16 protein-coding genes are annotated in these 26,165 nt (G+C 38.1%); 2 read left to right on the top strand and 14 right to left on the bottom strand.

The window, feature by feature from the left end; all coding sequences use genetic code 11:
- Positions 1-400: 400 nt before the first annotated feature.
- Entirely contained in the window at positions 401-1,930 is a 1,530-nt protein-coding gene (locus BUA72_RS04660) for an aldehyde dehydrogenase family protein (RefSeq protein WP_072921979.1), read from the bottom strand.
- A gap of 178 nt (positions 1,931-2,108) precedes the next feature.
- On the opposite strand from BUA72_RS04660, the gene BUA72_RS04655 reads away from it, so the two are divergent.
- Positions 2,109-3,038, top strand: coding sequence for an AraC family transcriptional regulator (locus BUA72_RS04655; RefSeq protein ID WP_047449328.1), 930 nt, complete (start codon positions 2,109-2,111; stop codon positions 3,036-3,038).
- A 94-nt stretch (positions 3,039-3,132) separates the two neighbouring features.
- Here BUA72_RS04655 and BUA72_RS04650 read toward each other — a convergent pair whose 3' ends face one another.
- Positions 3,133-4,557 carry a RagB/SusD family nutrient uptake outer membrane protein gene (locus BUA72_RS04650; RefSeq protein ID WP_072921978.1) on the bottom strand — a complete coding sequence of 475 codons (1,425 nt, stop codon included), beginning with the start codon at positions 4,555-4,557 and terminating at the stop codon, positions 3,133-3,135.
- Between the two features lie 16 nt (positions 4,558-4,573).
- The gene (locus tag BUA72_RS04645; protein ID WP_072921977.1) at positions 4,574-7,423 is read right to left on the bottom strand and encodes a SusC/RagA family TonB-linked outer membrane protein; all 2,850 of its coding nucleotides are present in this window, start codon (positions 7,421-7,423) and stop codon (positions 4,574-4,576) included.
- A gap of 534 nt (positions 7,424-7,957) precedes the next feature.
- Between BUA72_RS04645 and BUA72_RS04640 the strand changes: the two genes are divergently transcribed.
- Entirely contained in the window at positions 7,958-8,890 is a 933-nt protein-coding gene (locus BUA72_RS04640; RefSeq protein ID WP_072921976.1) for an alpha/beta hydrolase, read from the top strand.
- Positions 8,891-9,005: 115 nt separating this feature from the next.
- Here the strand turns inward: BUA72_RS04640 and BUA72_RS04635 are convergent, their stop codons facing one another.
- The 11 genes from BUA72_RS04635 to BUA72_RS04585 form a co-directional block, all read right to left on the bottom strand.
- On the bottom strand, positions 9,006-10,334 hold the full coding sequence (locus BUA72_RS04635; RefSeq protein WP_072921975.1) for a hydroxymethylglutaryl-CoA synthase family protein: 1,329 nt from the start codon (positions 10,332-10,334) through the stop codon (positions 9,006-9,008).
- Between the two features lie 149 nt (positions 10,335-10,483).
- Positions 10,484-12,991, bottom strand: a complete 2,508-nt coding sequence (locus BUA72_RS04630; protein ID WP_047449340.1) for a M1 family metallopeptidase — start codon at positions 12,989-12,991, stop codon at positions 10,484-10,486.
- 11 nt (positions 12,992-13,002) lie between these two features.
- Complete coding sequence (locus BUA72_RS04625) at positions 13,003-13,233, bottom strand: hypothetical protein (RefSeq protein ID WP_034728770.1); 231 nt, start codon at positions 13,231-13,233, stop codon at positions 13,003-13,005.
- 1 nt (position 13,234) lies between these two features.
- Entirely contained in the window at positions 13,235-14,557 is a 1,323-nt protein-coding gene (locus tag BUA72_RS04620) for a serine hydrolase domain-containing protein (RefSeq protein WP_072921974.1), read from the bottom strand.
- A 60-nt stretch (positions 14,558-14,617) separates the two neighbouring features.
- On the bottom strand, positions 14,618-15,532 hold the full coding sequence (locus BUA72_RS04615; RefSeq protein ID WP_072921973.1) for a hypothetical protein: 915 nt from the start codon (positions 15,530-15,532) through the stop codon (positions 14,618-14,620).
- Positions 15,532-16,326 carry a thymidylate synthase gene (locus BUA72_RS04610; protein WP_072921972.1) on the bottom strand — a complete coding sequence of 265 codons (795 nt, stop codon included), beginning with the start codon at positions 16,324-16,326 and terminating at the stop codon, positions 15,532-15,534. Before BUA72_RS04610 ends, BUA72_RS04615 begins: the two co-directional genes overlap by 1 nt.
- Positions 16,327-16,482: 156 nt before the next feature.
- The gene (locus tag BUA72_RS04605; protein ID WP_072921971.1) at positions 16,483-19,239 is read right to left on the bottom strand and encodes a M4 family metallopeptidase; all 2,757 of its coding nucleotides are present in this window, start codon (positions 19,237-19,239) and stop codon (positions 16,483-16,485) included.
- Between the two features lie 702 nt (positions 19,240-19,941).
- Positions 19,942-22,701, bottom strand: coding sequence for a M4 family metallopeptidase (locus tag BUA72_RS04600; RefSeq protein ID WP_072921970.1), 2,760 nt, complete (start codon positions 22,699-22,701; stop codon positions 19,942-19,944).
- Positions 22,702-23,067: 366 nt separating this feature from the next.
- Positions 23,068-23,508: a GreA/GreB family elongation factor gene (locus BUA72_RS04595; RefSeq protein WP_072921969.1), complete on the bottom strand. Its 441-nt coding sequence runs from the start codon at positions 23,506-23,508 to the stop codon at positions 23,068-23,070.
- 156 nt (positions 23,509-23,664) lie between these two features.
- The gene (locus BUA72_RS04590) at positions 23,665-25,011 is read right to left on the bottom strand and encodes an alpha-amylase family glycosyl hydrolase (protein WP_072921968.1); all 1,347 of its coding nucleotides are present in this window, start codon (positions 25,009-25,011) and stop codon (positions 23,665-23,667) included.
- 497 nt (positions 25,012-25,508) lie between these two features.
- Entirely contained in the window at positions 25,509-26,105 is a 597-nt protein-coding gene (locus tag BUA72_RS04585; RefSeq protein WP_047449363.1) for an IS1096 element passenger TnpR family protein, read from the bottom strand.
- Positions 26,106-26,165 lie beyond the last annotated feature (60 nt).

Genomic DNA, 26,165 nt, shown 5'->3' with positions numbered 1-26,165 from the left:
CACATTAAATGTTTTGTGAATGGTGAATGGTGAATCGTTAATTGTGAATCTATTAGCAGTCTATTATTCACTATTGACTTGCGAAGCAAAATTGACTTTTCACATTTAAATTTTTGTGAAGGGTGAATCGTCAATTGTGAATCCTACTATCAGCCTATCATTCACTATTGACTTGCGTAGCAAAATTGACTTTTCACATGAAAAACAGCAACAGAATTCCTGCTTACCCGAAATAGTTCAGATAAGGACGTCTGTTTTCCGCGTGAGGGATAGGAAGGGCGGCGAGGAACGAGCCGGTGCGAAATGAAATGGAGCACCGAAACGAAGTGAAGCCGTGGAATAGCCCGACCGTTTTGCCCCGGCTTTGCCGGGGCAAACGGGCACGCCCTAATATTAAAAATTAAAAGAAACCTAATTTGTTTTTGTTGTAAGAGATCAGCATGTTTTTGGTCTGACGGTAGTGGTCAAGCATCATTTTGTGATTTTCTCTACCGATTCCCGACTGCTTATATCCTCCGAAAGGTGCTCCCGCAGGATACGAATGATACTGATTCACCCAAACTCTTCCCGCCTGAATCTGACGCGGAACATTGTACAACTGGTGTGCATCTCTTGTCCAAACCCCTGCACCAAGTCCGTAGATGGTATCATTGGCAATTTTTATCGCCTCTTCTTCGTCTTTGAAAGTCGTGAATGCCAATACAGGCCCGAAGATCTCTTCCTGAAAGATTCTCATTCTGTTATTCCCTTTGAAGATTGTTGGCTGGATATAGAATCCATCTTCAAGATCTTCTCCCACATTGTTTACTTCACCACCTACAAGAACCTCAGCGCCTTCTTCTTTTCCAAGCTGGATGTAGGAAAGGATTTTATCTTTCTGGATCTGGGAAGCCTGAGCACCCATCATCACGGTTTTGTCCAGTGGATTTCCTACTTTGATGGCTTTTACTCTTTCGATTACTTTTTCAATAAATGCATCTGCAATATCTTCCTGAACCAATAGTCTTGAAGGACATGTACAGATTTCCCCCTGATTAAGGGCAAAAAGCACAGCTCCTTCAATTGCTTTATCGAGGAATGCATCATCTGCATCCATCACCGAACTGAAAAAAACGTTTGGAGATTTCCCACCTAATTCAAGGGTTACCGGGATAATATTTTCTGTCGCATACTGCATCACAAGACGTCCTGTAGCTGTAGAACCCGTGAATGCTGCTTTTGATACTTTAGGATTGGTTACCAAAGCTCTTCCCAGTTCTGCTCCGAAACCATTAACGATATTAATAACTCCGGCAGGCAATAGATCTCCAATGATTTCCATTAAAACCATAATGGAAACCGGAGTACTTTCTGCCGGCTTCAATACTACGCAATTTCCTGCTGCTAAAGCCGGAGCCAGCTTCCACACGGCCATCAAAATCGGGAAATTCCAAGGGATGATCTGTGCGATTACGCCCAGCGGTTCGTGAACAATCAGAGAAACAGTATCTTTATCGAGTTCGTTATGAGAACCTTCTTCTGCGCGTACCACGGAAGCAAAATATCTGAAATGGTCTACCGCAAGGGGTAAATCAGCTGCTAAAGTCTCTCTGACGGCTTTTCCATTATCGATGGTTTCAACGATGGCAAGATGTTCAAGATTTTGCTCTATTCGGTCTGCTATTTTATTCAGGATGATACTTCTCTCCGTAGAAGAGGTATTTTTCCAGGTTTGAAATGCTTTGTCCGCAGCATTGACAGCCAATTCCAAATCTTCTTTGGATGAATGGGCTACCTGAGTGAAATTTTTCCCGTTAACCGGTGAAACTACATTGAAATACTGTCCGTTAACCGGAGGTGTGAATTTTCCGTCAATGTAATTATCATATTTGTTTTTGAATTCAGGCCACTGAAATGCGGTCTCTGATTTTGGTTCTGTAATTGTGCTCATATTAGTAATTTTAATTTTTTCGTAAAGCCAAGTTACATTTACAGATGAAAAAGCAATAGCACAATCGTATAAAAAAACATCACAATAGTGCAGATGTTCAATTTTATAATTTTATTAACAACAGTGTAGGCCTAAAATTTATATATTTGAGTGATTGGGTTTTACAAAATGTTTAGAAATGAATAACAATAATAAATTTTTATTAAATACTCCTGAATTGAAGAAGGAGAGCCAGTTATTGAACCTTGTTGAAAACCAGACAAAATTCAATCTAAACAACTGTGAGTTCAGCATATACGAAACGCATAAAGCCGCTTTCGGTGTCAAACTCCACTTTGAAAACATTGCTTTTACAGCCATGCTGAGAGGCAAAAAACACATGAAACTGGACAATAAAACGGGTTATTTTGATTATTTTCCGGGAGAAAGTGTTCTGGTAGCTCCGGGAGAAACTATGGTCATTGATTTCCCTGAAGCAGATGAAGCTCCAACCCAATGTATTTCTTTAAGTCTTAATCCTGATTTTATAGAGGATTCTCTCAATTATTTAAATTATAGCCTTCCTAAAGTGGACGAAACTTCACAATGGAATATCCAGCTGGATGAATTTTTCCTTTTTAACAATCAATCCTTAACGTCTGCGACCAACAACATCATGAGAATTGCTATGGATGATAATTCCCAAAAGGATATCATGGCAGATTTTGCTTTGAAAGAACTTCTAATAAGACTTATGCAGACCCAGGCCAGAAGCATGGTAGAAAAAAATATCGCTAAAAATAAATCGAGAATAGGTTTTGCCGTAGATTATATCAGGAAAAACCTCCATCAAAAGCTGTCTATCGACAGTATGGCCAAACTGGCTTACGTCAGCAAGTCTAATTTCTTTAAAATGTTCAAAGACGAATTGGGAACTTCTCCGAATGATTTTATCCTGCAGGAAAGAATCAATCGGGCAAAGGAATTGCTCGCTGGGCAGAACAGCATTAAGGAAACTGCCTATCAAACAGGTTTTTCAGATACAAATTATTTTACTAGGGTGTTTAAGCAGCTTGTGGGTGTGACGCCGAAGAGTTATCAGATAAAAACAGTATTGTCGGAACGGTAATTTTTGTAATAATGATTAATTAAAACCTTTTTATTCGTTATAAGAAAAAGCCCTGCAGAGCAGGGCTTTTGTTTGAATTTTTAAATGTTTATAGTTAATAACCTGGAAATTGTTTGATATTTGGATTACTTAGTATCTCTCCTTGAGGAATAGGAAACGCTTTAAATTGGTATTTAGTGTTGTTCAGCGTCACACCAGTTTGAGAATTTGTAAATCCTATTCCATTTCTTTTTAGGTCCCGATATCTAAATCCTTCCAAAAACAACTCAACATCTTTCTGAAACAAGATCTCCTCCAGCAAAGCTTGTCCTGTCCCTGCAAAAATATACCCAGGCACTCTATAAGTTGAAACATAAGTATTTAATTTTACTAAGGCAGAAGTCGGATTTGTATAATAAAGAGCTTCCAGTTGGTTAAAAACTGCTTCAGATTTTCTCATCAAGATAATATCAGTTGCTGGTGTCTTGTATTTAGCGACATCAACAGGTTTAGGATTATCTGGAAATGCAGATATTGCTGGAGAACCTACACTGGTTAATGTAAACCAGCTATTTTTTCTCACATCACTGTTAGAAAGTTTATCATAAAGCCCTCTGGTAGCAAAGTTCTGTCTATATCTTCCTCCTGAATACCAAGTTGCGGTAATACCATCATTAGCTCCCGGGAGATCTTTATCATTAAACTCAAGCTTAAAAATTGTTTCCTTTCCTCCTTCTTCCGTAGCACTGAACATTGTTGGAGCCTCCGTAGTGGTTGAAAGGCTGGAAAAATTACTATTTAATATTTTTTGAGAATAAACATCTGCTTGAGAATAGTTCTTAACTGCCAGATAATATCTGCTAAATAACATATCTACAGCTGAATTGTTGATCTGCCTTTTATTAGTATTCAAAATTTTCCCCTCTGCAGTAGTAAGATCGGAGAGAATTTGATTATAAATTTGAGCAACTGTAGACCTTGGAAGCTTAGCATTTACATCTAATACCAAAGGAAGAGGAACCCCAAGATCCTGATTTCCATTTCCCGAAACTTCGGAAAAGTGAGTGATCAGATCATAATAAGCCATTGCTCTGACAGCATGTGCTTGAGCAAAAAGGCTGCCTGGAGTCTCGGATGTATTGGTATCATCCTGAATTTTTCCTTCATAGCCCAAAACAAAGTTTGCATTTGCGATTATGCTATATAAACTTCCCCATAGACTGGTAAAATTTGCCTGTTGGGTAACATAATATGACAAATCAGTCTGCCTTGTACCCGCAAATCTATTTGAGTTTCTTAAGCTCACAAAGCTGTTATCTGCTAAGAGCTCATTTAAAGTAGGAATCAACGCTCCATAAGAATCTGTACTCTGCAATCCATTGTGTAATCCAAGAATAGCAACCGCAAGATTTTTCTCATTAGTAATCCCTTCTTTTAATTCTACATCAACCTGTGGTTTTTCTTCCAAAAAATCATTACTACAAGAAGTAGATGACGCAGCTATAATGAGTGATGCAATTATATATTTAATATTTTTCATTTCTATCTTATTTAAATTAAAAATCTACACTAACACCCAACATGTACTGTCTCAAATTGGGCTGCGTCTGATCATAAACGCCTAAATTAGAAGCGGTATAGGTAAAAGCATTTGAGTTAGATTCCGGATCAAAATAAAGATTTTTATCAAACGCATAAGTCAATAAATTAACTCCTCTTGCATATACGTAAATACCTTTAACACCATCAATTTTTAAGACATCCTTTGTAAACCTGTAACCAAATTCTACATTTCTTAACCGTATATGATCTCCATCAAATAAATATCTTGTAGAAGCCGAATTAGCATTCTTATTTCCTCCATAAACATATTTTGGTTGTACAGCGTTAGGATTTTCCGGAGTCCAGGAATTATATAACGCTGAAGACATCTGGTTCAGATAGCCATACTGACCACTGGAATCATAAACAAATGCCCATCTGTCATATACCGAATAATTACCCTGATAATTAATCAGGAATGATAATTTAAAATTCTTATAATTCAATTCATTATACCAACTTCCAATATGAGTAGGCAAAGCATGCTTACCTGTAAAAGATAGTTTAGCTAAACCAGAATTATTTGTTGTAGCAGTCTTTGAATCATCGGTATACCATAATGGATCTCCATTTTTAGGATCAACGCCAGCCCAAAGTCTTGTGTAAAACTCTGTTGGATTATGGCCTGGAAAAAAAGCTTTAAATCCATCTATTGTAGTGGGGTTAGTCTCTCCATTTAAACTTTTAATTCTACTGTCGTTATAAGCATAATTAAACTTGGTATTCCAATTAATACCCTCACTATTTCCCACTCTAAATCCTAAGGTGGCTTCTAATCCTTTTGAATAAGAATCAGCAATATTCTTTGTCAGAGAACTAAAGCCTGTAGATGCCGGATTTGGGACACTAAAAATTTGATCGGTATTGTTATTCTTATACACTTCTAAAGTACCGTATACAGCTCCATTTTTACCAAATGTAAAATCTAAACCTATATTGGATTTATCTGATTTCTCCCAATATAATCCTTCAACAGGAGCAACATTAGAAACAAAACCTGCATTTGAAGAAATATATGCCCCTCTGTAAGAATACTGATCATATTTTGCATAAGGACCTACTGCCTGGTTACCATTTTCCCCGTAACTGGCTCTTAGCTTCAAGCTTTTAAAAAATCCAGGAAGAACATTTGCTTTACCAAAATCAAAACTGAGCCCTGCGCCCCAAAAATTACCATTATAACCTGTAAACCCAGAATAACCATCTCTTCTGAAAGAACCTGTAAACGTTAAAAATTTATTGTATGTATAGGAAGCCCTTGTAACATACCCTACCAAACTCCTAAAATCAGCGCTTCCACCAGCTCCTGTTGGGTTCGCTCCTACATCAGCATATTTTATTCTTGTCCCGGCAGGAAATCCCTGTACGTTCAGAACATTAAATTCTCTTTCCGTTCTTGTAGCTTCCAGACCTACTGAAACAGAAACATTGTGTTTATCTGCAAAAACCTTATTATAATGTACAAAATTATACCAGTTCCAGGTCAGATAATTATTAAATTGCCTTGCCAGATATCCATTACCATTCGCATCTCCATCAAATGTTCCATCTCCAAAGTCAGGATTCCAATAAAGTAATTCATTTCCTGATGTATAATCTAATCCAAAATTGGAAGAGTATCTGAAATTAGGGAGAAACTGATAATCACCCCCAACACTTGTGATAATTTTATTAAAAATACCTTTCTCTAAGTTTTCATTTTGAATCCCAATAGGATTAAATTCTTCGCTAAGGTAATAGAGTTTAGTATTATAGGTCCCATCAGGATTATAAAATGACTGTGTAGGAGACATCAATCTACCTGTAAATACAGGATTACTAAATGCTGATCCATCTGTCGCACCCCTCTGAACTGATCTTGATAAATTAACAGACATATTCATCTTTAATTTATCACTTGCTTTCCAATCCGCTCTTAACGCACCATTATACCTATCAAATTTAGAATCTCTGGAAATCCCTTCTTGCTGAAGGTATCCAAGTGACGCAAAAATCAAAAGGTTTTCTACTCCCCCACTATAGTTAAAATTATACCGACTGAACGCCGGATTAGCTCTTCTCACCGCACGATTCCAATCATAATCTGAAACACCGTCCCAACCATACTCAGATTTTGCTAAATTATATCCGTTCTGAAGTGTGGTAGCCTGCCCTGCATTAAATAAGCTCCGACCAAATAAACTGGTAGATTCACCTGCATTAAGCATTTTAAATTTTTCAAAAGCTATCTCACCTGCACCTATTTCACTGGTAAAGTTAAGATCTGATCTACCTTTTTTACCAGATTTGGTAGTTATCACAATAACCCCGTTAGCGCCTCTTGAACCATATACTGCAGTAGCAACTCCATCCTTCAATACTTCAATATTCTCAATATCAGCAGGATTAATCAGTGACAATGAATTCTGTGATGTTAACAATCCAGAAACATCACCGGAGGGTATGGGAACTCCATCTAAAATGTATAAAGGATTATTTCCGGAAGTCAAGGAACCAAGTCCTCTGATTAGTGTAATACTGTTTGCACCAGGCTGCCCACTGCTAGCGGTTGACATTAATCCGGCCACCTGCCCCTGCAATGCATTTTCTATCGAAATTGCTGAGGGTCTAACCAATTTATCGGCTCCAATTTTAACGCTCGATCCGGTAACCTGTTCCGGAGTCTGCCTGATCCCATAAGACCCCGTTACCACCACCTCATCAATCTCACCCCGAATAGTGTCATTTTTCGTTTTCTGCGCCGAGACAGCATGTCCTATAAAGAACAAAACTCCCACACTTAACACACGTAATTTTACATTCATGTTTTTAATTTTAGCATTTAGACAGCAAATATGTTAATAAAGCTTAACAATGTCAAAATTTAAAATACTGGAATACAAATAGATACAGTGTATTAATTTAATTGAAATACAAGTAAAAAGAGTTTTTAAAAAAGTATTTGCATTGAAAGAATAAAAAATAATCTAAGAAAAACGATTCAATAGAAATTTTAACCCGTGAAAAAAAAATCATCACAATTAAACAAAATCTACAAAATGATAAATAATATAAATGATTAATGAATTGATTAACAAATAAAATAAAGATTCAGTTTTAGCAATTCATAAACAAAATCAAGCTTTACCCTATAATTTCCTCAAAAAATAAACAATAAAACATTGAAAAAGAAAAACCATCCCAAATGAGAAATACATTTTTATGATTAATTAAGAATAAAATAACAGTCAATTCAAAAAGCCAGTGGCCGTGTTACTTTGCAACAAAAAAATCTTTTAATACAATCACAGACTTGGTACAAACAGAAGATTGTTTTAAATTTATTTGCAAATACATCTATGAGAACCTTTATTATCCTGACCATTGTGTTATTAACCGGAAGCAGATATACAGCTCAGCTTCAGGAAAATAAGTTTCAGATTTCAAAAGATTTAGAACAAATTCCTCTGTGGACAAGCCAAATGCCTGATGGATCCGGACCACGAGGAACAGAGATAATAACAGCCAAAGGATCTGTTACCAACATTTCAAAACCAAGATTGATCGTGCATCAACCTACCCATCCCAACGGAACAGCCATTTTAGTGATTAGCGGAGGTGGATATGCTCATATTGAAATGGGTAAAGAAAGTACTCCAACGGCTAACTGGCTACAATCTGAAGGGGTAACAGCTTTCGAGCTTATCTACAGACTGCCTTCAGAAAACTGGAAAAGCACCAATGTTCCTTTTGAAGATGCTCAGCGGGCCATGCGTATGATCCGAAGTCTTGCAAAAAAGTATAAGTTTGATCCCGATAAAATAGGAATACTTGGATTTTCTGCAGGAGGTCATTTAGCAGGATTTACCTCAGCTCAACCGGATAAAAAGCTCTATAAACCAGTTGATAAAATAGATTCTTTATCAGCGAGACCGGATTTTGCAGGACTCATCTACCCTGTCGTTTCCATGCTTCCTCCCAATAATAAAACCCATTCAAGGAAAAGTATTCTTGGAGAAAATCCTTCTGTTGCGGAAGAAGCTGCATTTTCAGTGGAAAAACTGGTCAATTCAAATATGCCTGTTACATTTTTAGCACAAGCTATGGATGATCCTATCTCTTCTGTTGATAACAGTTTGCTGTTATATTCGGCTCTAAAGAAGGTGAATGTAAAAGCTGAAATGCATCTTTTTCCAACCGGTGGTCATGGCTGGGGCTTAGGTAAAAAAGGAAGTTCTGTGGCTGCCTGGCCGGAGCTTTTTAAAACCTGGATGAAGAATAGTGGTTTTTAGAAATAGGATTGTAAGGAAGTGTTAGGATGAATGAGGGAAGATCCTGAGAAATATCCTTGCCAAGGTTTAAAACCTTGCCAAGGATGAGAAAGGTTATTAATCCTTCTGATATTTTTTAATCCTGATAATGGTAATACCTCGCTCCTATCAAAACGGGATTTTCCGATTCTATTGATACTAATCCAAAACCGTGGTAGTTACTGTTAACAGAATGATCAAGCTGTTTTCTATGTAGTTTTTCATAGGTCTCAAAATCAATCGCTATTCTGTTTTTTATATGTTCGAACAGATTCCATTTTGAAACGGCTGTTTTCCAGTTTTCAGATATTTTTCCGGCGAAAACTTTAGATTTTGAACCGCTACCATAGCCTAAGAAGCCAATTTCTTGACCAGCCAGTTCTTCACCTTCATCATAAGAAACCTGAATAGCAGACAGCAGCGCCATAAAAACAGAAGCTGTATACATATTCCCTATTTCTGACGATGCTCTTTGAGACCTTTCTATTTTTTCATTGATAAAATTCAGATAGTTTTCAGATTTTGCAACCGCTTTCTGCTCCTCGGGAGTTTGATAAGAAAGTCCGTTTTCAAGACTGTAGATCTCTGTAAACACTCTTTTTCCATGGAAGGCATATGGAAGATGGAAAATAAGATATCTCCAGTCTTCATACGGTTTATCTCTTCCTGTAATTTCTTTATAATTCTGATAAGCTTCTCTGATTCTGTCCTGATAACACTGGTTGGAATACTGTCCGTCGAAAACAGGCTCATCAGTAAAAATTTCAATCTTATCCGGAAAAGTATCCGGTGCTGCATTTAAATCTTCCTTGCTGTATGGTCTTCTCGGTTTGAAAAAATCAAAGACACTTTCTGTAGCAACGCCCCAGTGGTTTTCAATTTCCAGAAGATCAGGTTTTGATGAAACCAGTAATGCTACTGCTCCTCCACCCTGTGTATATTCACCGGAAGAAGCCAGTTCATATTTAGCATAATCGCTGGCAATGACTACGGCTTTTTTCTCAGGATTTACCCTTACAAAATCAAGGGAATTATGCAGGGCATCTACTGCTCCAATGCAGGCAAATGTCATGTCCACGACATCACAGTTCCTGAAACTCCTTTCACCAAACTCCTTTTCCAGAACTTTTTCTACCATCTGCATCGCATAAGAAGCGGTAGGTTTCGCTGCATCCGGCGCGCTTTCGGTTCCCAGATAAATCCTGGCTATATCTTTCGGATTGAGATCATGATCCCTGATCAGTTTTAATAAAGCCTCTGCCGCAAATGTAGCTGCATCTTCATGAACATCCGGGAAACCCATTTTATGCAATCCCAGTCCTTTTTCCAGTTTAGCGGGTTCAATTCCCCTTTTCTCCGCCAGATCTTTGATCTCTAAGTACAAAGACGGCACATAATAGCCCGCAGCCTCAATTCCAAAAGTCATTGTATTCTAAATTTTTATACGAATTTATAAAATGATGTTTGAATATACCTCCCATTTATTACCCAAATTTCGTTCTTAAAAATAAAAATCATAAAAAAACTGCTGTTTTTCACAGCAGTTTTATATTCTAAATAATTTTAAGGATCTTTTTACTTAAAATCTTCAATGGCTTTATTAATCGCATCGATCTGTTTGTTGATGCTCGCTGCATTCTGAGGATTCTGTCTCAGCAGTTCCATTTTTTTGCTTAAACCATCTTTCAGCATCTGGGAAATCATCATTTTAACCTGAGGATTATCTCCCATTTCACCTTTTGCATGGCTGATGATTTTTGTAATATTTTCAGTAGCTTTCAGATTATCCGAGCTCATGATCCAGTTGTATCCTTCTTCTGCAGATTTCCCCAGTTCCGGGTTCTGGAACTTAATGAAAGGATAGAATGCTACAAGTGGCGTGATATTGGACATCTGAGAAGTCACTTTATTCTTCACAATTACCGGAAGAAGTTGTCCCAGTAATTCTTCTGAAGCCCCTTCAAGATCAATCTTATCAGACAGTGCATTAGCTTTTGACGGATCTATCGTTAAAACAGCACTTAATGACGTTGCTTTTACAGCATTGGATACCGCATTCACCCCTTTTTCAAAAATCGGAAGGTATTTTTTATCTTTAGTTTTAGCCAAAGCAGTAATCGCAGCAGCCTGAACCAGTGTTTTCGGATCATTGGAAGCCAGTTTCTCTACATCAGCGCCAAGGGCTTTCATCTGTTCAGCATTTGAAAGATCCATCAACTGAAGTGCTTTGATTCTTGTTCTGAAGTAAGGATCTTTTAACGCCGCTGCCAATAATTTCGTAGCAGCCGGGTTTTTACCCACCTGATCTTTTATAGCGGCTAAAGCTTTGTATCTGCTCTTAAATTCCTTAGAATTGGTAAACTGCATCAGGTTTTGTTCCGGAGTCTTAGTCTCAGTAATTTCTGAAACTAAAATTCCGTCTGCATTGACATTGATCAGATCCGGAGTTTTAGACACATCAAAATTGAATGTGTTTTTCGCTTCAGCATTAACCCATACATTATATCTTTTTGGTTTTCCGTTGTCATACACATCGATGGCAAGAGGGAATTCAAACGGTTGATCCTGGGTTTGGTTAATGGTTACGGCTACCTGCTTTTTCACAGGCTCAAAAGTAAACGAATAATTCAACTTTGGATTTCCGCTTCCGAAATACCATTGATTGAAGAACCAGTTCAGATCTTTTCCTGAAACTTTTTCAAAAGAAAGTCTCAATTGATGAGCTTCTCCGTTTTGGTATTCATTGGTTTTCAGATAATCATTCATTCCGGCAAAGAACGCATCGTCCCCTAAATAATTTCTCAGCATGTGAAGGATACCACCACCTTTCTGATACGTCACCAGGTCAAAAACATCTTCACGGGAATCATAGTTGAATCTCACGAGGTTTTTCTTGAAATCAGCCGGATTGTGAATGTACATATTCACATCACTCATCTGGTGATAGTCTGCCTGATCTTTTCCGTATTTATATTCATTCCACAGGTATTCAGAATAGTTGGCAAAAGATTCGTTCACGGTAAGATTGCTCCAGCTTTCTGCCGTCACAAGATCTCCAAACCAGTGGTGGAATAATTCATGAGCAATGGTATCTTCCCATTTGTTTTCATCAATCAGCTGTCCCGGTTTCTGTAGAATATCACTTCCGTGAAGAGTCGCCGTTGTATTCTCCATCGCACCACTCACGTAGTCTCTTCCTGAGATCTGTGCATATTTCGCCCACGGATAATCATACCCCATTTTTTTAGAGAAAAACTCGATCATTTCCGGCGTGTTTCCGTAGATCTGTTTTGCGTAAGGTTCATATTCTTTTTCGATATAATAATCTACCGGAATATTTTTCCATTTGTCTTTCACAATAGCATATTCACCTACTCCCATAAAGAACAGATAGGTAGAATGTCTTTTATCCATGACCCAATGGTCGGTTCTTAAACTTCCTTCTTTCTGTGAATCTTTCAGAATTCCATTGGAAAGGGTGACATATTTATCAGGAACGGTCATATAGATTTCCTGAGTAGTTTTCTGATTCGGTTTATCGATGGTTGGGAACCATGCGGAAGAAGATTCTGTCTCACCCTGCGTCCAGATCTGAGTCGGCATCTCGGGATCCTGTCCCTGTGCATTGATGAAATAAAGACCTTTGGCATCGTTGATCGCCATGCTTCCTTTCTGTTTCACCTCATTCGGACGTGCCGTATACTTGATATATACCGTATATTCCTGGTTCTTCTGATAGGTTTTATCCAAAGTGATCTTCAGAATCTCGTCCTTATATTCATATTTCAGAGGTGATTTTTTTCCGTTGCTGTCAAGAGCTACTTCATGAATCAGCATTCCTTTCGCATCAAGCGTCAGTTCGTTCGTAGGATAGAAATACGGAGTGGCCGTTAACCATTCTTCTCCGCCCATCTGCTCTTTCTGATAATCGAAATTGACTTTAAGCTTGGTATGTTTAAGTTCCGTTACTTTGGTATGTGTGGCTCTGTACGCCTTTTCTCTTCCTGAAGTTTCGGTCTGTGCTGATACGTTTGCGGAAAAGAAAATTCCGAGTATAGCAATGGACAAAATCGCCTTTTTCATCTGTTACTTTATTATTTTTTAGAATTATTTTTTGTTATTATATCAAAAATATCATTAACCAGGGTTTCGTAGTCGCCCGTTTTCAACTGTTCTTTGGTTTTAGCAAAAGCTTTTTTCAGTTCACTTTCCGGGTTTTCATCATCAATGATCTCTACCGAGGCTACTCCTTTCAGCTGCAGAACTGCATTTTGAAGTGCCGCAAGATCTGCATTGTCTTCTGTATTGATTTTTAAATATTTCATTTTATTGTTTCTTAAAGGTAAAATTATTGGCACCCTGCGAGAAGTCCATGGTTCCTTTTTCCGCATTGAACTTCATTTTGATGCCTGCCATTTCAAACTTAAATTCAGTTTCAGAGACCGCTTCCAGTGGAAATGCGCCCTGGCCTGTAGCCTGTCCTTTCAGTTTGCCTTCTTCCTGGAAGATTTTTATATCCAGTGGAAAGCCTTCGGTCTTGTAAAGTCCTTCATATTTTTTCAAAGTTTCGGCGGCTACAGAAACTCCTCTAAAATTAGGCATTTTAAAATCTTTACCAATAGATGTTTCCAGCATTTTAATGGAAATATCATTATTATCGTAATCTGATTGATTGGTAATGGCGCTCACTCCTACTTTCAGTTCAGGAAAATAATACAATACCGAGCGGAACTGATCAATTCCACCGTTATGCCCATAACCCGAATATGTTTGAAAAGGGACCTTTGCCATTCCGTAGCCATAACCGTCGATAAAGTTTTTCATCCCGGAAAGACTGGCTTTACTGATCAGTTTTCCGTTTTCCAGAGCAATGATAAACTTCAAAAGTTCAGTAGGCGTGGAAATGATATCTCCTGCACCTAACGGAACGCTCATATCTGTTTCCTGCCATGGCTGATAACTCCCGTTGGAATAGGTATAGGAAAGCGCCTGGTTTTTAGAAGGATCAATCTTTCCGCCCACTTCTGTCAGGGTTAACTTCAAAGGGTTGGTGATTTTGGTTTTCAGCAGCTGTGCATAGGTCTTTTTATATACTTTTTCCAGTATAAAGGTCAGCAGAATATAGTTGGAATTGCTGTATTCATATTTCGTTCCCGGAGCAAAGTCGCTCTTATATTTTTTGATGATAGAGAACAGGGATTGTTCTGTCTGGGGCTTTGTATTGTAGTTCCAGTAATCCTGTTCATCCGTCAGATTATGAATTCCGCTTCTGTGCTGTAAAAGGTTTTCGAGGGTTATTTTATCTGCATTTTCTATTTCCGGATACCAGGTGGAAAGTTTGGTGTCAAGAGATAGCTTTTTCTCTTCAACAGCTTTCATCACAAGGACTGCGGTGAATGTTTTGGAAATGGAACCTATGCGGTATTGGGTATTGATATTGGTTTTCTGCTGTTTTGCAGCATCGGAGAATCCGGTTGTCTTCAGAAAAGTAGGCTGACCGTTCTCTGCAATCGCAAAACTTCCCATTACTTTGTGGTGAACAGAAAGTGAATCGAGGTAATCCATTAGTTTCTGTTTGTTTGCACTTTGAGAAAATGCCATACACGAAATACTTGCTGTCGCTACAAAAAACAGTTTTTTCAGAATCATATTATTAATTTTTCAATCAGTAGTAAAATTAAGGATTCTGTTACAACAGGATTCGGAATATCAATCGTAATCTTCAGAGAAAATCCCGTTATTTTCCAGCCGGGACATAATCTCATGATCCTCTTTCCACAGGCTGTCTTTTTTGAGATAATTCAGGACCGTTTTTTTATTTCCGGGATTATTAAAGGAAAGAAACATGGCTACATAATCTCTTTTATGTCCTATATTAATAGAATCATTTTCGATCAGATTTGCCAATTCCTTCTGCAAAAGGTCAGCGTATTCCTTTTTGTGCCATGAGTTAAGGTATTTCAAGGCCGGCTGCCTATGATTTTCAAAGGCCTGTTTTGCGATTTGGTTTTTCAGACCGTCGGAATAGGTTCTGTTTCTCAATACTGTTGTAAGGATAAGTTCTGAAGATTCCGGCATGAAAAGGATCATGCTGTCGAGCTGTTTCAAATCCTGATCTGAATGGAGTTCTTCAGGTTTCAGTTTGTAATATTGTGTCCAGTAAACCGGTTCCGCCGGGTGGTCATGACTGAGAATACACCCATTTTGAATAGGCATCGTTCCTTTTCTGTTGAGCATTTTCTGAAAAGCAGGAACCGTATATTGCTTATTTTTGTCCAAAAGTCCAATGGCTGCATACACCGCTACTGCATTATTTTTATTGTCAGTAAGCGATAGCAATTCCTGTTCTGATGCTAATGCTGATAATTTTTTGAAGTTTTCAAAATTATTATAAATCGGCGGGCCCTTTCCTTCAACTCCTGTATCATAAACATTTATTGCAGAAATATTTTTGACCATTTTTCTTAAATGTTGTGGCACATTTAAAGAATCGAAGACAGCATCTTTTGTATAATCGAAATCCTCGGTCAACAGATCTGTAATGACCGGTTTTTTCTCTTCTTTTTGATGACAGCTGAAGAGCGTAATGGTAAGAATAACAGCGAAAATTCCCGAGACTTTCATTATACCGCTACAGGCGCTTTAATTCCCGGATGCGGATCATAGTTTTCAAGGGTAAAATCTTCAAATGTAAAACCGAAAATATCTTTGATCTCCGGATTCAGTTTCATTACAGGAAGTGGTCTCGGATCTCTGGAAAGCTGTTTATTTACCTGCTCAAAATGATTGTTGTAAATATGTACATCCCCGAAGCTGTGAACATAATCTCCAACTTCCAGGTCACATACCTGCGCTACCATCATCAGTAATAATGCATAGCTCGCAATATTGAAAGGTACTCCTAAAAAGACATCAGCACTTCTCTGATAAAGCTGCAGCGACAGTTTTCCATCTGCTACATAAAACTGAAATAAAGCGTGACAGGGTGCCAGCGCCATATTGGGAATTTCGGCAGCGTTCCATGCAGAAACAATCAGTCTTCTGGAATCCGGATTTTTTTTAATCTGATCAATGACCTCAGTGATCTGATCTATGATTTTCCCATCCGCTCCCTGCCAGCTTCTCCACTGTGCACCGTAAACAGGACCTAAGTCTCCGTTTTCATCTGCCCACTCATCCCAAATACTTACTCCGTTGTCATTCAGATATTTGACATTGGTATCGCCTTTCAAAAACCAAAGCAGTTCATAGATAATGGATTTCAGGTGTACTTTTTTAGTGGTCACCATAGGAAAACCTTTTGACAGATCATACCTCAGCTGGTACCCGAAAACACTTCTGGTTCCGGTCCCTGTTCTGTCGGTCTTATCTGTTCCATTGTCTAAAATATGCTGTAAAAGGTCTAGGTAGTTCTGCATTTTTGAAAGCGGGTTTTGATGGTTCAAATTTAGAAAAAACTAACCGATTTTGAGTTATCATAGATCATAAAAAAACAGCTGTGAAAATTATTTCCACAACTGTTTAATGGTATGATGTATTGGTTAAATCCCGAAGGATCCGTTAAAAATCAATGATTAATTTTTAATAATTTTCTGAGTAATTTTCTCTTTCCCGTTATCCAGTGAAAGAACATAAACTCCCTGAAGCAATGCTTCCACGTTGATAGACTGGGATTTGGTTTCGCCAGACTGCACTACGCTTCCACGGGCATCCACAAGCTGATATCTGAATTCTGAACCGGATTGAGATTTAATCTTAATCACATCTTTTACCGGATTTGGATAAACACTGATAGCCGTATTATCACGAGAAGATTCAGCAATTAATGAAGAGATAGAACCAACAGAAGTTATTTTTAAGGTATAATCTTCCACCTGTCCGTAGCTAATTGTTCCACATGAAGACGAAGGCACTGCATTGTATTTCATAATCACTCTCATTCTTGTATTTCCTGTAATAGCAGTAGCTGGAATGGTTATACTTCCGGACACCGGAGATGTTGTACTTGCTGTTTTTGACCATGCCAGTTCTCCACTGTCTGTAAAGTCTCCGTCACCGTTATAATCAATATAAACTGCATATCCCTCGCCAAATTTTGTAGATGTCCAGAACGGAGTTACTTCAACAGTATAGGAGTTTCCTTTTACCACATTTCCAACAACCGAGGTAAAATCTTCATATCCTGTAGTCCCTGTTGATACTTGATTAATATCTGCAAATTTAACATTGCTGATGCGCTCGTCTGCTGTGGAATTGGAAGAAGCTGAACAATAGCTTGCAGCCGTTCCGGATTGGGTCGTTACATTTACGGTATTGCTTACTACGGAAATATTTCCAGCTGCATCTTTTGCCTTCACAGTGAAGCTGTACGATGTGGACGGAGAAAGTCCGGTTACGGAATACGTTGTGGCAGTAGTCGTAGATCCAAGAAGACTTGTACCTCTGTACACATCATAACCTGTCACCGCAACATTATCCGTAGATCCGCTCCATGACAATGATGTAGAGTTTTGTGTGGTGGAAGATGCAGACAACTGAGGCGCTGTAGGTGCCTGGGTATCTGTTGTAGTTCCGCCTGAGTAGGCCGTTCCTAATCCTACCGCATAAAATGCATTCTGAGTAGCTTTATGTTCTGCCGAATCTGCACCGAAAAGATCTTTTACGGATTGAATTCCGTAGGTTAAAGTATTGCTATAGGTAGAATTAGATGTCAGATAAGAAGTTTCTAATCTGTAGACTATTTTTGCTGCTTTTTCAAATCCGATTCCGGTCACATTGAAGCTGTTTCCAATATCATTGGTTCCGGTACCTCCCATTACCAGAAGATAGAACCAGTAATTCAGCACGCCGCTATTGATATGAACACCGCATTGATCGTTATTATCTGTTGGAAAGCAGGAACTACTTGCATCTTTCCAATAAGTTCCATTATAAGTATCCGGTTGATTGGACAAGCCTAAGTTAGGATTACTCATAGACCTTAGATAGTTTGGTGATACTTTTGTAATATCCTCACCAATTAAAAAATTTTGTTTTTCCGGGGCATATTTATTTTCAACTATTGCGCCCCAAATATCGGAAAGTCCTTCATTTATAGCTCCTGATTCTTTTTGGTAGGTAAGAGCTGCTGACCCCTGGCATATTGCATGTCCCAGTTCGTGTGCTGTAACATCAAATGCTCCAAGAGGCTTAAATGTGCTCGCCCCGTCACCATACACCATGGCACTGCCATTCCAGGCTGCATTTTCCCATGAGTATTTTACATGAACATAATTGTCAAGAACAGCCCCCTGATTATCATAACTGTTTCTGTTGAATGTATCTTTGAAATAATCGTATGTTTTCTCTACTCCCCAATGAACATCCAGTGCTACATCATTCCCTGTGGAAGAATGTTCTGCTGTTGTCCAGTTGTTATCCGTATCCGTAATATTATTTTTTGTAAGACTGGTATAGTTCGCATTATTGTTGTTGTAGGTATTGATTCCACCTCCTCTTGTATTGTCTTTTAATGCATACTTTCCACTTACAAGGGTGGTCTCAATTGATTTTGTTCCGCTGTATTTTGTCTGGGCGTTCCCGGAAACAAAAATTGATGCAAAATCCTGTTTTGATTGGTTTTCCGGCCCTACAGGAGAAATACCAGTCATTCCTTTTCCGTGAGCATGTTCTCCTGCATGCTTCATAATCTGGTCGTTAAGCAATACTGCTCCTGATTTGGCATCTACATACACATTAGATCTTAAAAAAGGTTCGGCTGAAAAAATGTCAAACTTATAGGCTAATAAAAGCCGATACTTTTTATTGGAAGCTTCAACCGGTAATAGTACAAGTTCTCCATTAGGCTGATAATTAATCTCTCTCCCGTATTCTGTGGTTGTCATTAAAACTTTAGCACCTATATATTTCATGGCAGTTTTAAGTGCAGCAGATTCCGGAACATCGGGCTGGGTGTTCAGATCGTTGGTATCATATAATTCGCCATTCATGCTTACCAGGTTGCCTTTTATATAGTGCAGCATATAATTGGCAAATTCAACTTTAATCCCATCGTGATAAAGCTGATATTTTTCATCAGAAAAATCATTGAAGAGTTTTGCAGAGCTAACTTTTACCATTTTAGATCCGGCGGGTAAATTTAAAACTTCAGAGAAGAATTTTCCGCTATCTGATAAAGCCAGGTTTCTAGCAGTTGTTCCGGAGTTAAAAGTAATAAATGATGATCTGCCATCATCACTATTGACACGCTGCCCAACATATTTTTGGGCCTGTACTGAAATTCCACTTATCAAAAGAGGAATTAAAAAAGAAGGAATCAATTTGTTTTTCATAAATATGTATTGGTTTGTTTAAGGTTCTGTAATGTAACGACAAACAAAATACGCAAACAATAAAAATCCCTACATATTGAATAATCAATATCTCCAACGCCAAACCATCAAACTAAAAAAAATTATAAAATATCCTGATTAAACAAAATAATTAATCAATTAAAACACATATTAAAAAAACAAACAAGGCAACTCCTTCAATTCATTAAATACATTAAACCGTGAAAAATATGTAAACAGAGGAAATATATTCTATAATTTATCTGTAAAAAAATAAATTTTACGCAACACCTTATTCCCAATTAAGTACTATTTTCTTTTTTCCATTAAAATTTATATGATTTAAATACCCAAAAATCAGCCTGTCTATCCCTGTAATTGTACAGCCGACCTATTTCACCTTATTTTCAATACCTTATAAAAGCATTATGAAATGTCATTTTTTTTAATCCTTCTACCAGATCTTATAATATTGTGGTGAATACTATTTTATAACAAATCTTTCTGCATAGCTTTTGCCAGGGAACCATTCTGAGCTTTATCAGAAGTTTCAGTTGATATTTTTCTGACAACAGCCAACTGATCAAAGATTGTTAAAGTTATCACAGATCATAAAAAAAACAGCTGTGAAAATTATTTTCACAACTGTTTAATGGTATGATGTATTGGTTAAATCCCGAAGGATCCGTTAAAAATCAATGATTAATTTTTAATAATTTTCTGAGTCATTTTCTCTTTCCCGTTATCCAGTGAAAGAACATAAACTCCCTGAAGCAATGCTTCCACGTTGATAGACTGGGATTTGGTTTCGCCAGACTGCACTACGCTTCCACGGGCATCCACAAGCTGATATCTGAATTCTGAACCGGATTGAGATTTAATCTTAATCACATCTTTTACCGGATTCGGATAAACACTGATAGCCGTATTATCACGAGAAGATTCAGCAATCAATGAAGAGACAGCTCCTGTAGAAGTTATTTTTAACGTATAATCTTCCACTTGTCCGTAGTTAAATGCTCCACATGATGAAGAAGGCACTGCATTGTATCTCATGATCACTCTCATTCTTGTATTTCCAGTAAGAGCAGTCGCTGGAATGGTTATACTTCCGGACACCGGAGATGTTGTGCTTGCTGTTTTAGACCATGCTAATTCTCCGCTGTCTGTAAAGTCTCCATCACCGTTATAATCAATATAAACTGCATATCCTTCACTGTATTTTGTAGAAGTCCATGATGGTGTAACGGAAACGGTATAAGAAGTTCCTTTCGTCACATTTCCAATAACAGAAGTAAAGTTTTCGTATCCTGCCGTACCTGTTGATGATTGATTGATATCCGCAAATTTCACATTGCTGATACGTTCATCAGCCGTGGAATTACCCGAAGATGAGCAATAGGTAACGGTACCTCCACCAGCTTGTGTGGTAACGCTCACTGCATTACTTGCTGCTGAAATATTCCCTGCTGCGTCTTTTGCTTTAACGGTGAAACTATAAGTAGTGGCCGGCGTCAATCCTGTTACAGAATACGTTGCAGAAGCTGTAGATCCCAGAAGACTTGTTCCTCTGTACACATCATAACCTGTCACCGCAACATTATCCGTAGATCCGCTCCATGAAAGTGTGGTGGAGGTTTGTGTGGTCCCTGAAGCCACCAATTGAGGCGCTGTAGGTGCCTGAGTATCTGTTGTCGTTCCGCCGGAATAAGCTGTTCCTAATCCTACCGCATAAAATGCATTCTGAGTAGCCTTATGCTCTGCTGAATCTGCACCGTAAAGATCTTTTGCAGATTGAATTCCATAGTTCATAGCATTGGTATAATTGGAATTCCCTGTAAGATAAGACGTTTCTAATCTGTAGACTATTTTTGCTGCTTTTTCAAATCCGACTCCCGTAACATTGAAGCTGTTTCCGATATCATTGGTTCCGGAACCTCCCATTACCAGAAGATAGAACCAGTAATTCAGCACGCCGCTATTGTAGTGAACCCCGCAGTTATCGTTGGTGTCAGGATTCGGAATACAGGAATTAGTGGCATCTTTCCAATAGGTTCCTTTATAGGTATCCGGTTGTTTGGAAATTCCTGAATTGGGATTGCTCATAGATCGTAAATAATTAGGAGCAATTTTAGTAATATCCTCACCAATTAAAAAGTTCTGTTTCTCGGGTGCGTAAGCGTTTTCAACCACAGCTCCCCAGATATCGGAAAGCCCTTCATTCAACGCTCCTGATTCTCTTTGATATGCCAGATTTGCTGTTTCCTGACATACGGCATGTCCTAATTCGTGGGCGGTTACATCAAATGCTCCAAGAGGTTTAAATGTGCTCGCCCCGTCACCATACACCATGGCACTGCCAATCCAGGCTGCATTTTCCCATGAGTTTCTTACATGGACATAACTATCAAGAACAGCCCCCTGATTGTCATAACTGTTTCTGTTGAATGTATCTTTGAAATAATCATATGTTTTCTCTACTCCCCAATGAACATCCAGTGCTACATCATTCCCTGTGGAAGAATGTTCTGCTGTTGTCCAGTTGTTATCCGTATCCGTAATATTATTTTTTGTAAGCGAGGTATAGTTTGCATTATTGTTGTTGTAAGTATTGACTCCACCTCCTCTTGTGTTATCTTTTAATGCATACTTTCCACTTACAAGGGTGGTTTCAATTGATTTTGTTCCACTGTATTTTGTCTGTGCGCTTCCGGCAACAAAAATTGATGCAAAATCCTGTTTTGATTGGTTTTCCGGCCCTACAGGAGAAATACCAGTCATTCCTTTTCCGTGAGAATGTTCTCCCGCATGCTTCATAATCTGGTCGTTAAGCAATACGGCTCCTGATTTGGCATCCACATACACGTGAGATCTCAGAAAAGGTTCGGCTGAAAAGATGTCAAACTTGTAAGACAGTAAAAGTCTGTATTTACCATTGGAAGCTTCAACCGGTAATAATACAAGTTCTCCTTTAGGCTGATAATTAATCTCTCTCCCGTATTCTGTGTTTGTCATTAAAACTTTAGCACCTATATATTTCATGGCAGTTTTAAGTGCAGCAGATTCCAGGACATCCGGCTGGGTATTCAGATCGTTGGTATCATATACTTCGCCATTCATGCTTACCAGGTTGCCTTTTATATAGTGCAGCATATAATTGGCATATTCAACTTTAATCCCATCGTGATAAAGCTGGTATTTCTCATCAGAAAAATCACTGAAGAGTTTTGCAGAGCTAACCTTTACCATTTTAGATCCTGCAGGAAGATTTAAAACCTCGGAAAACAATTTTCCACTGTCAGATAACGCTACATCTTTCGCAGCGCTTCCCGGATTAAAAATAATAAGTGATGATCTGCCATCTTCACTGTTGATTCTTTGCCCAACATATTTTTGGGCCTGTAGAGAAACTCCGCTTACTAAAAGGGGAATTAAAATCGCAAGAATTGATTTGTTTTTCATAAGTAAATTGTTATATTATTATTGGTGTGTTACCAAATTTAATAATAAAATTCACATAAAAACAATATAAACGTAAATTTATAGTAAAATAATTACAATTATGGTTAAATTATTAAACATATGACAATAATTAAAATCAAATATTTAACATAATAAATTAACCTATTTAAGGCAATGTTATAAATAAAATATCACAACTATTTAAATTAATTAAATATTTTAAACATTAAAATTACTATAAAATGTGATTTTTTTCATCAGCTTATAACGATCACATAGACAAACTTCTAAAATCGAAGATGATTTGTAAAAATTATCCGGCATTGATGATTCATATAGGATTTAAACCTGAAAGAATAGACCAGCTTACCAAATCTGCATAATAGTTTGAGAGATATTATTAACAGCAAATGTATCTCCTTCTTTTTTCCCGGACATCGCTTTTGCCAATGGAGATTCAGCAGAAACGGTCATGATCTTCTGATTTTCGGAGATAATTTCTCCCACGGATACGGTGACATAAAAAAGGCCTTTATCTGTTTTCACCAGAGATCCGTTCTGTACTTTATCGCAAGGTTCGGTTGATATTTTTTGGATAACCGCCAGCTGGTTCAGAGATTCGTTAAGCTGTCGCTGAAGATTATTGATTTCCTGCTGGAGCATTTCGCGGCCTGTTTCGTATTTATCCCCCATGGAACTTTTGGTATCGTTGCTTGAAGCGCGGGTTTCTGCAATGAGGTCTTCAAAGTTTTGAATTTTGCCGCCGAGTTTTGTTTTTATGATGTTTAATAATTCCTGTTTGTTCATGTCGTGAAAGTTTTCTGGTGGAAAGGTCTTAATTCATCTCGCAATAGGATGATGGCTCGCAAAAATATACATTTTGGCTAAAGCCGTCTGCAAATATGCATAAAATAAGCGGGCTAAAGCCCGCCCCTATTGAATATACTATTCAAAATAAGCTATTTATTTTTCAAAAACTGCGTAATCTGAAACTTTGAAAACGAAATCTTTTCCAGCGTCAAAATCTCTTTTTGTTCTGTCAAAAATATTACGGAACATTCCTGAAAGGTTTTGATCTTCGATGCTAAAGTTTACGGGTTCTTTAGACATATTCAGGACAACCAGCACTTCATCATTCCCGTTTTTTCTTACATAAGCAAGGATTTTATCGTTGGCTGTTGTGTTCAGCAGATAGGTTGACACATTTGTATCTCCGCCTCTTAAGGCAGGATTGGAAGATTTCAGCTCCAGCAGAGTTCTGTAAAATTCAGCCATCTGGTGTGTATTGGTCCATTTGATGGCGTCTTTTTCAAAGAATTCGAGTCTTTTCATATTGGGAAGTTCCTGTCCTGAATATAACAGGGGAACACCGTTCCATGTTGCTGAGAATATCGCCATTGGTTTGGTGATTACTCCGTATTTTTCATATTCTGTTCCGTTCCAGGAATTCTCGTCGTGATTGGACGTAAACCAGGCTCTCATGGAAGCATCCCCGATATTGGAATATTGCTGCAACAGGTCTTTAAGCTCCTGAAGCGGCTCATTTTTCTTGTAATAATCGGCCGATTTATGCATCCATTTCCATGAATAGCTGGCATCAAATACTTTTCCATATTCAGGGCTTTCCAGTTCATCAAATTCACCCAGCCAGAAAAGCGGTTTAATTGTTTCCACTTCCGGACGGGCCTGCTGCCAGAAATCTACTTCTACCCATGAAGCAAGGTCGCATCTGAAACCATCAATTCCTGTTTCTTTTACCCAGAACTTCATCGCATCAATCATCGCGAGCCTCATCTCCTGATTTTTGTAATCCAGCTCAATGATATCATCCATTCCTGAAGCAATGTGGAATTTTCCGTCGGCATCTTTCAGGTAGAATTCAGGATGTGTTTTTGTCCAGATATGGTCCCAGCCTGTATGGTTGGCCACCCAGTCTATGATCACTTTGAATCCAAGTCTGTGGGCTTCATTTACCATATGTTTAAAATCATTCATGGTCCCGAACTCCGGGTTAATGGAAGTATAATCAGAGGCAGCGTAAGGGCTTCCGAGACTTCCTTTTTTGTTCTGTTGTGCAATGGGAGTTATCGGCATGAACCAAAGTGTTCTGACCCCCATTTTTTTCAGGCGTGGCATTTCCTTTTCAAATGCCCTGAACGTTCCTTCGGGTGTATATTGTCTGATATTTACTTCATATATGTTGGTGGTGTGCTTCCATTCTTTCGGAGAATCCATAGTGTGTGTTGTATTTTGAGTGGTACAGGAAACAATTCCCAGACCAATTACTGCTAGTAGAATTAATTTCTTCATTCATCTATTTTTAACAAAAGTAAGGAAAAATGAAGTTTTTAAAGGTGAATTGTGAATGGTTAATTGTCAATTTTGCTTCGCAAGGCAATGTGGAGTGGTGAATTTTGCTTCGCAAGTGAATCGTCAATGGTCAATAATTTTAAAATTTTACTATCAATGTCAACCTTCAGGGTATAAAACGTGAATGGTCAATCGTCAATTTTGCTTCGCAAGTGAATACTCAGTGGTCAATATAGTGTCTTAAAATGCACTATTGACTTGCGAAGCAAAATTCACTTTTAACATCAAACTTTGGTGAATGGTGAATGGTCAATAGTGAATTGTACTAACGGTCATAATTGATTACTGACTTGCGAAGCAAAGTTCACCATTGACATAAAATTTCAAAGAAAACACCAGATGTAAAAAGTAAATCGTGATTAATAAGTATGCAGCCTTCACCATTGACACAAAAAAGCCCCGGACAAAAATCCAGGGCCTTATATTGTATTCAGATGTTATCTTTCATCGTCGTTGTCTTCTTCATCTTCGAAAACATCATCGTTGTAGTTTTCTTCTTCCTCGTCATCGAAGTTGTCGTCATCTTCATCTTCAAAATTAGTGCTTCCACCAAAGTCATCTTCGAAGCTGAAATCATCATCCATCAAAGGCATGGCTGATCTCTTTTTGGATCCTCCGGAACCGCTTTTGCTTGGTGCTTTTAACGGAACGTTTCCGAATCTGTATACTGTGATTGGGTAAATTACTCCTTTTGTCTCGTCGATTACTTCTACAAGCTCGCAGAAGAATTCCCAAAGGTCAAGAAGCCCGTACTGAAACTGAGCTTTGTCGCCCACACTTTCAAAAGCTTCATCAATGTACACATCTGACATAATTTCGCCATCACCATCGTCACTCATATCTTCCAGGGGAACACTTTTAACAATTGTTCCGTCATCTTCCAACATATTAAAAGTAGAAAGTTCGTCTCCCTGCAGACTGAACGCACTTTTAATTCCCAAATGTAAGTTCCATAGTGATTGTTTTCCTTTTACTTCAATATCACGGAAAATATCCTCTTTCGCATCTAATATTACGCGGATCTTGTAAACCATATCAGTTTCTTAAATTACTTTTTTGCCTTAATTATTATGATAAATCTCTGTTGCAAATAT

It is taken from the genome of Chryseobacterium sp. OV279, assembly GCF_900128945.1.
Lineage (GTDB): Bacteria > Bacteroidota > Bacteroidia > Flavobacteriales > Weeksellaceae > Chryseobacterium.
This window is presented reverse-complemented; position numbering and strand designations above follow the sequence as displayed.

Excerpts from the sequence above, each read along its gene's own strand:
- BUA72_RS04630 (WP_047449340.1), bottom strand. The coding sequence starts at position 12,991 with ATGAAAAAGGCGATTTTGTCCATTGCTATACTCGGAATTTTCTTTTCC.
- BUA72_RS04615 (WP_072921973.1), bottom strand. The coding sequence starts at position 15,532 with ATGAAAGTCTCGGGAATTTTCGCTGTTATTCTTACCATTACGCTCTTC.
- BUA72_RS04625 (WP_034728770.1), bottom strand. The coding sequence starts at position 13,233 with ATGAAATATTTAAAAATCAATACAGAAGACAATGCAGATCTTGCGGCA.
- BUA72_RS04610 (WP_072921972.1), bottom strand. The coding sequence starts at position 16,326 with ATGCAGAACTACCTAGACCTTTTACAGCATATTTTAGACAATGGAACA.
- BUA72_RS04585 (WP_047449363.1), bottom strand. The coding sequence starts at position 26,105 with ATGGTTTACAAGATCCGCGTAATATTAGATGCGAAAGAGGATATTTTC.
- BUA72_RS04605 (WP_072921971.1), bottom strand. The coding sequence starts at position 19,239 with ATGAAAAACAAATTGATTCCTTCTTTTTTAATTCCTCTTTTGATAAGT.
- BUA72_RS04595 (WP_072921969.1), bottom strand. The coding sequence starts at position 23,508 with ATGAACAAACAGGAATTATTAAACATCATAAAAACAAAACTCGGCGGC.
- BUA72_RS04660 (WP_072921979.1), bottom strand. The coding sequence starts at position 1,930 with ATGAGCACAATTACAGAACCAAAATCAGAGACCGCATTTCAGTGGCCT.
- BUA72_RS04640 (WP_072921976.1), top strand. The coding sequence starts at position 7,958 with ATGAGAACCTTTATTATCCTGACCATTGTGTTATTAACCGGAAGCAGA.
- BUA72_RS04655 (WP_047449328.1), top strand. The coding sequence starts at position 2,109 with ATGAATAACAATAATAAATTTTTATTAAATACTCCTGAATTGAAGAAG.
- BUA72_RS04650 (WP_072921978.1), bottom strand. The coding sequence starts at position 4,557 with ATGAAAAATATTAAATATATAATTGCATCACTCATTATAGCTGCGTCA.
- BUA72_RS04600 (WP_072921970.1), bottom strand. The coding sequence starts at position 22,701 with ATGAAAAACAAATCAATTCTTGCGATTTTAATTCCCCTTTTAGTAAGC.
- BUA72_RS04620 (WP_072921974.1), bottom strand. The coding sequence starts at position 14,557 with ATGATTCTGAAAAAACTGTTTTTTGTAGCGACAGCAAGTATTTCGTGT.
- BUA72_RS04635 (WP_072921975.1), bottom strand. The coding sequence starts at position 10,334 with ATGACTTTTGGAATTGAGGCTGCGGGCTATTATGTGCCGTCTTTGTAC.
- BUA72_RS04645 (WP_072921977.1), bottom strand. The coding sequence starts at position 7,423 with ATGAATGTAAAATTACGTGTGTTAAGTGTGGGAGTTTTGTTCTTTATA.
- BUA72_RS04590 (WP_072921968.1), bottom strand. The coding sequence starts at position 25,011 with ATGAAGAAATTAATTCTACTAGCAGTAATTGGTCTGGGAATTGTTTCC.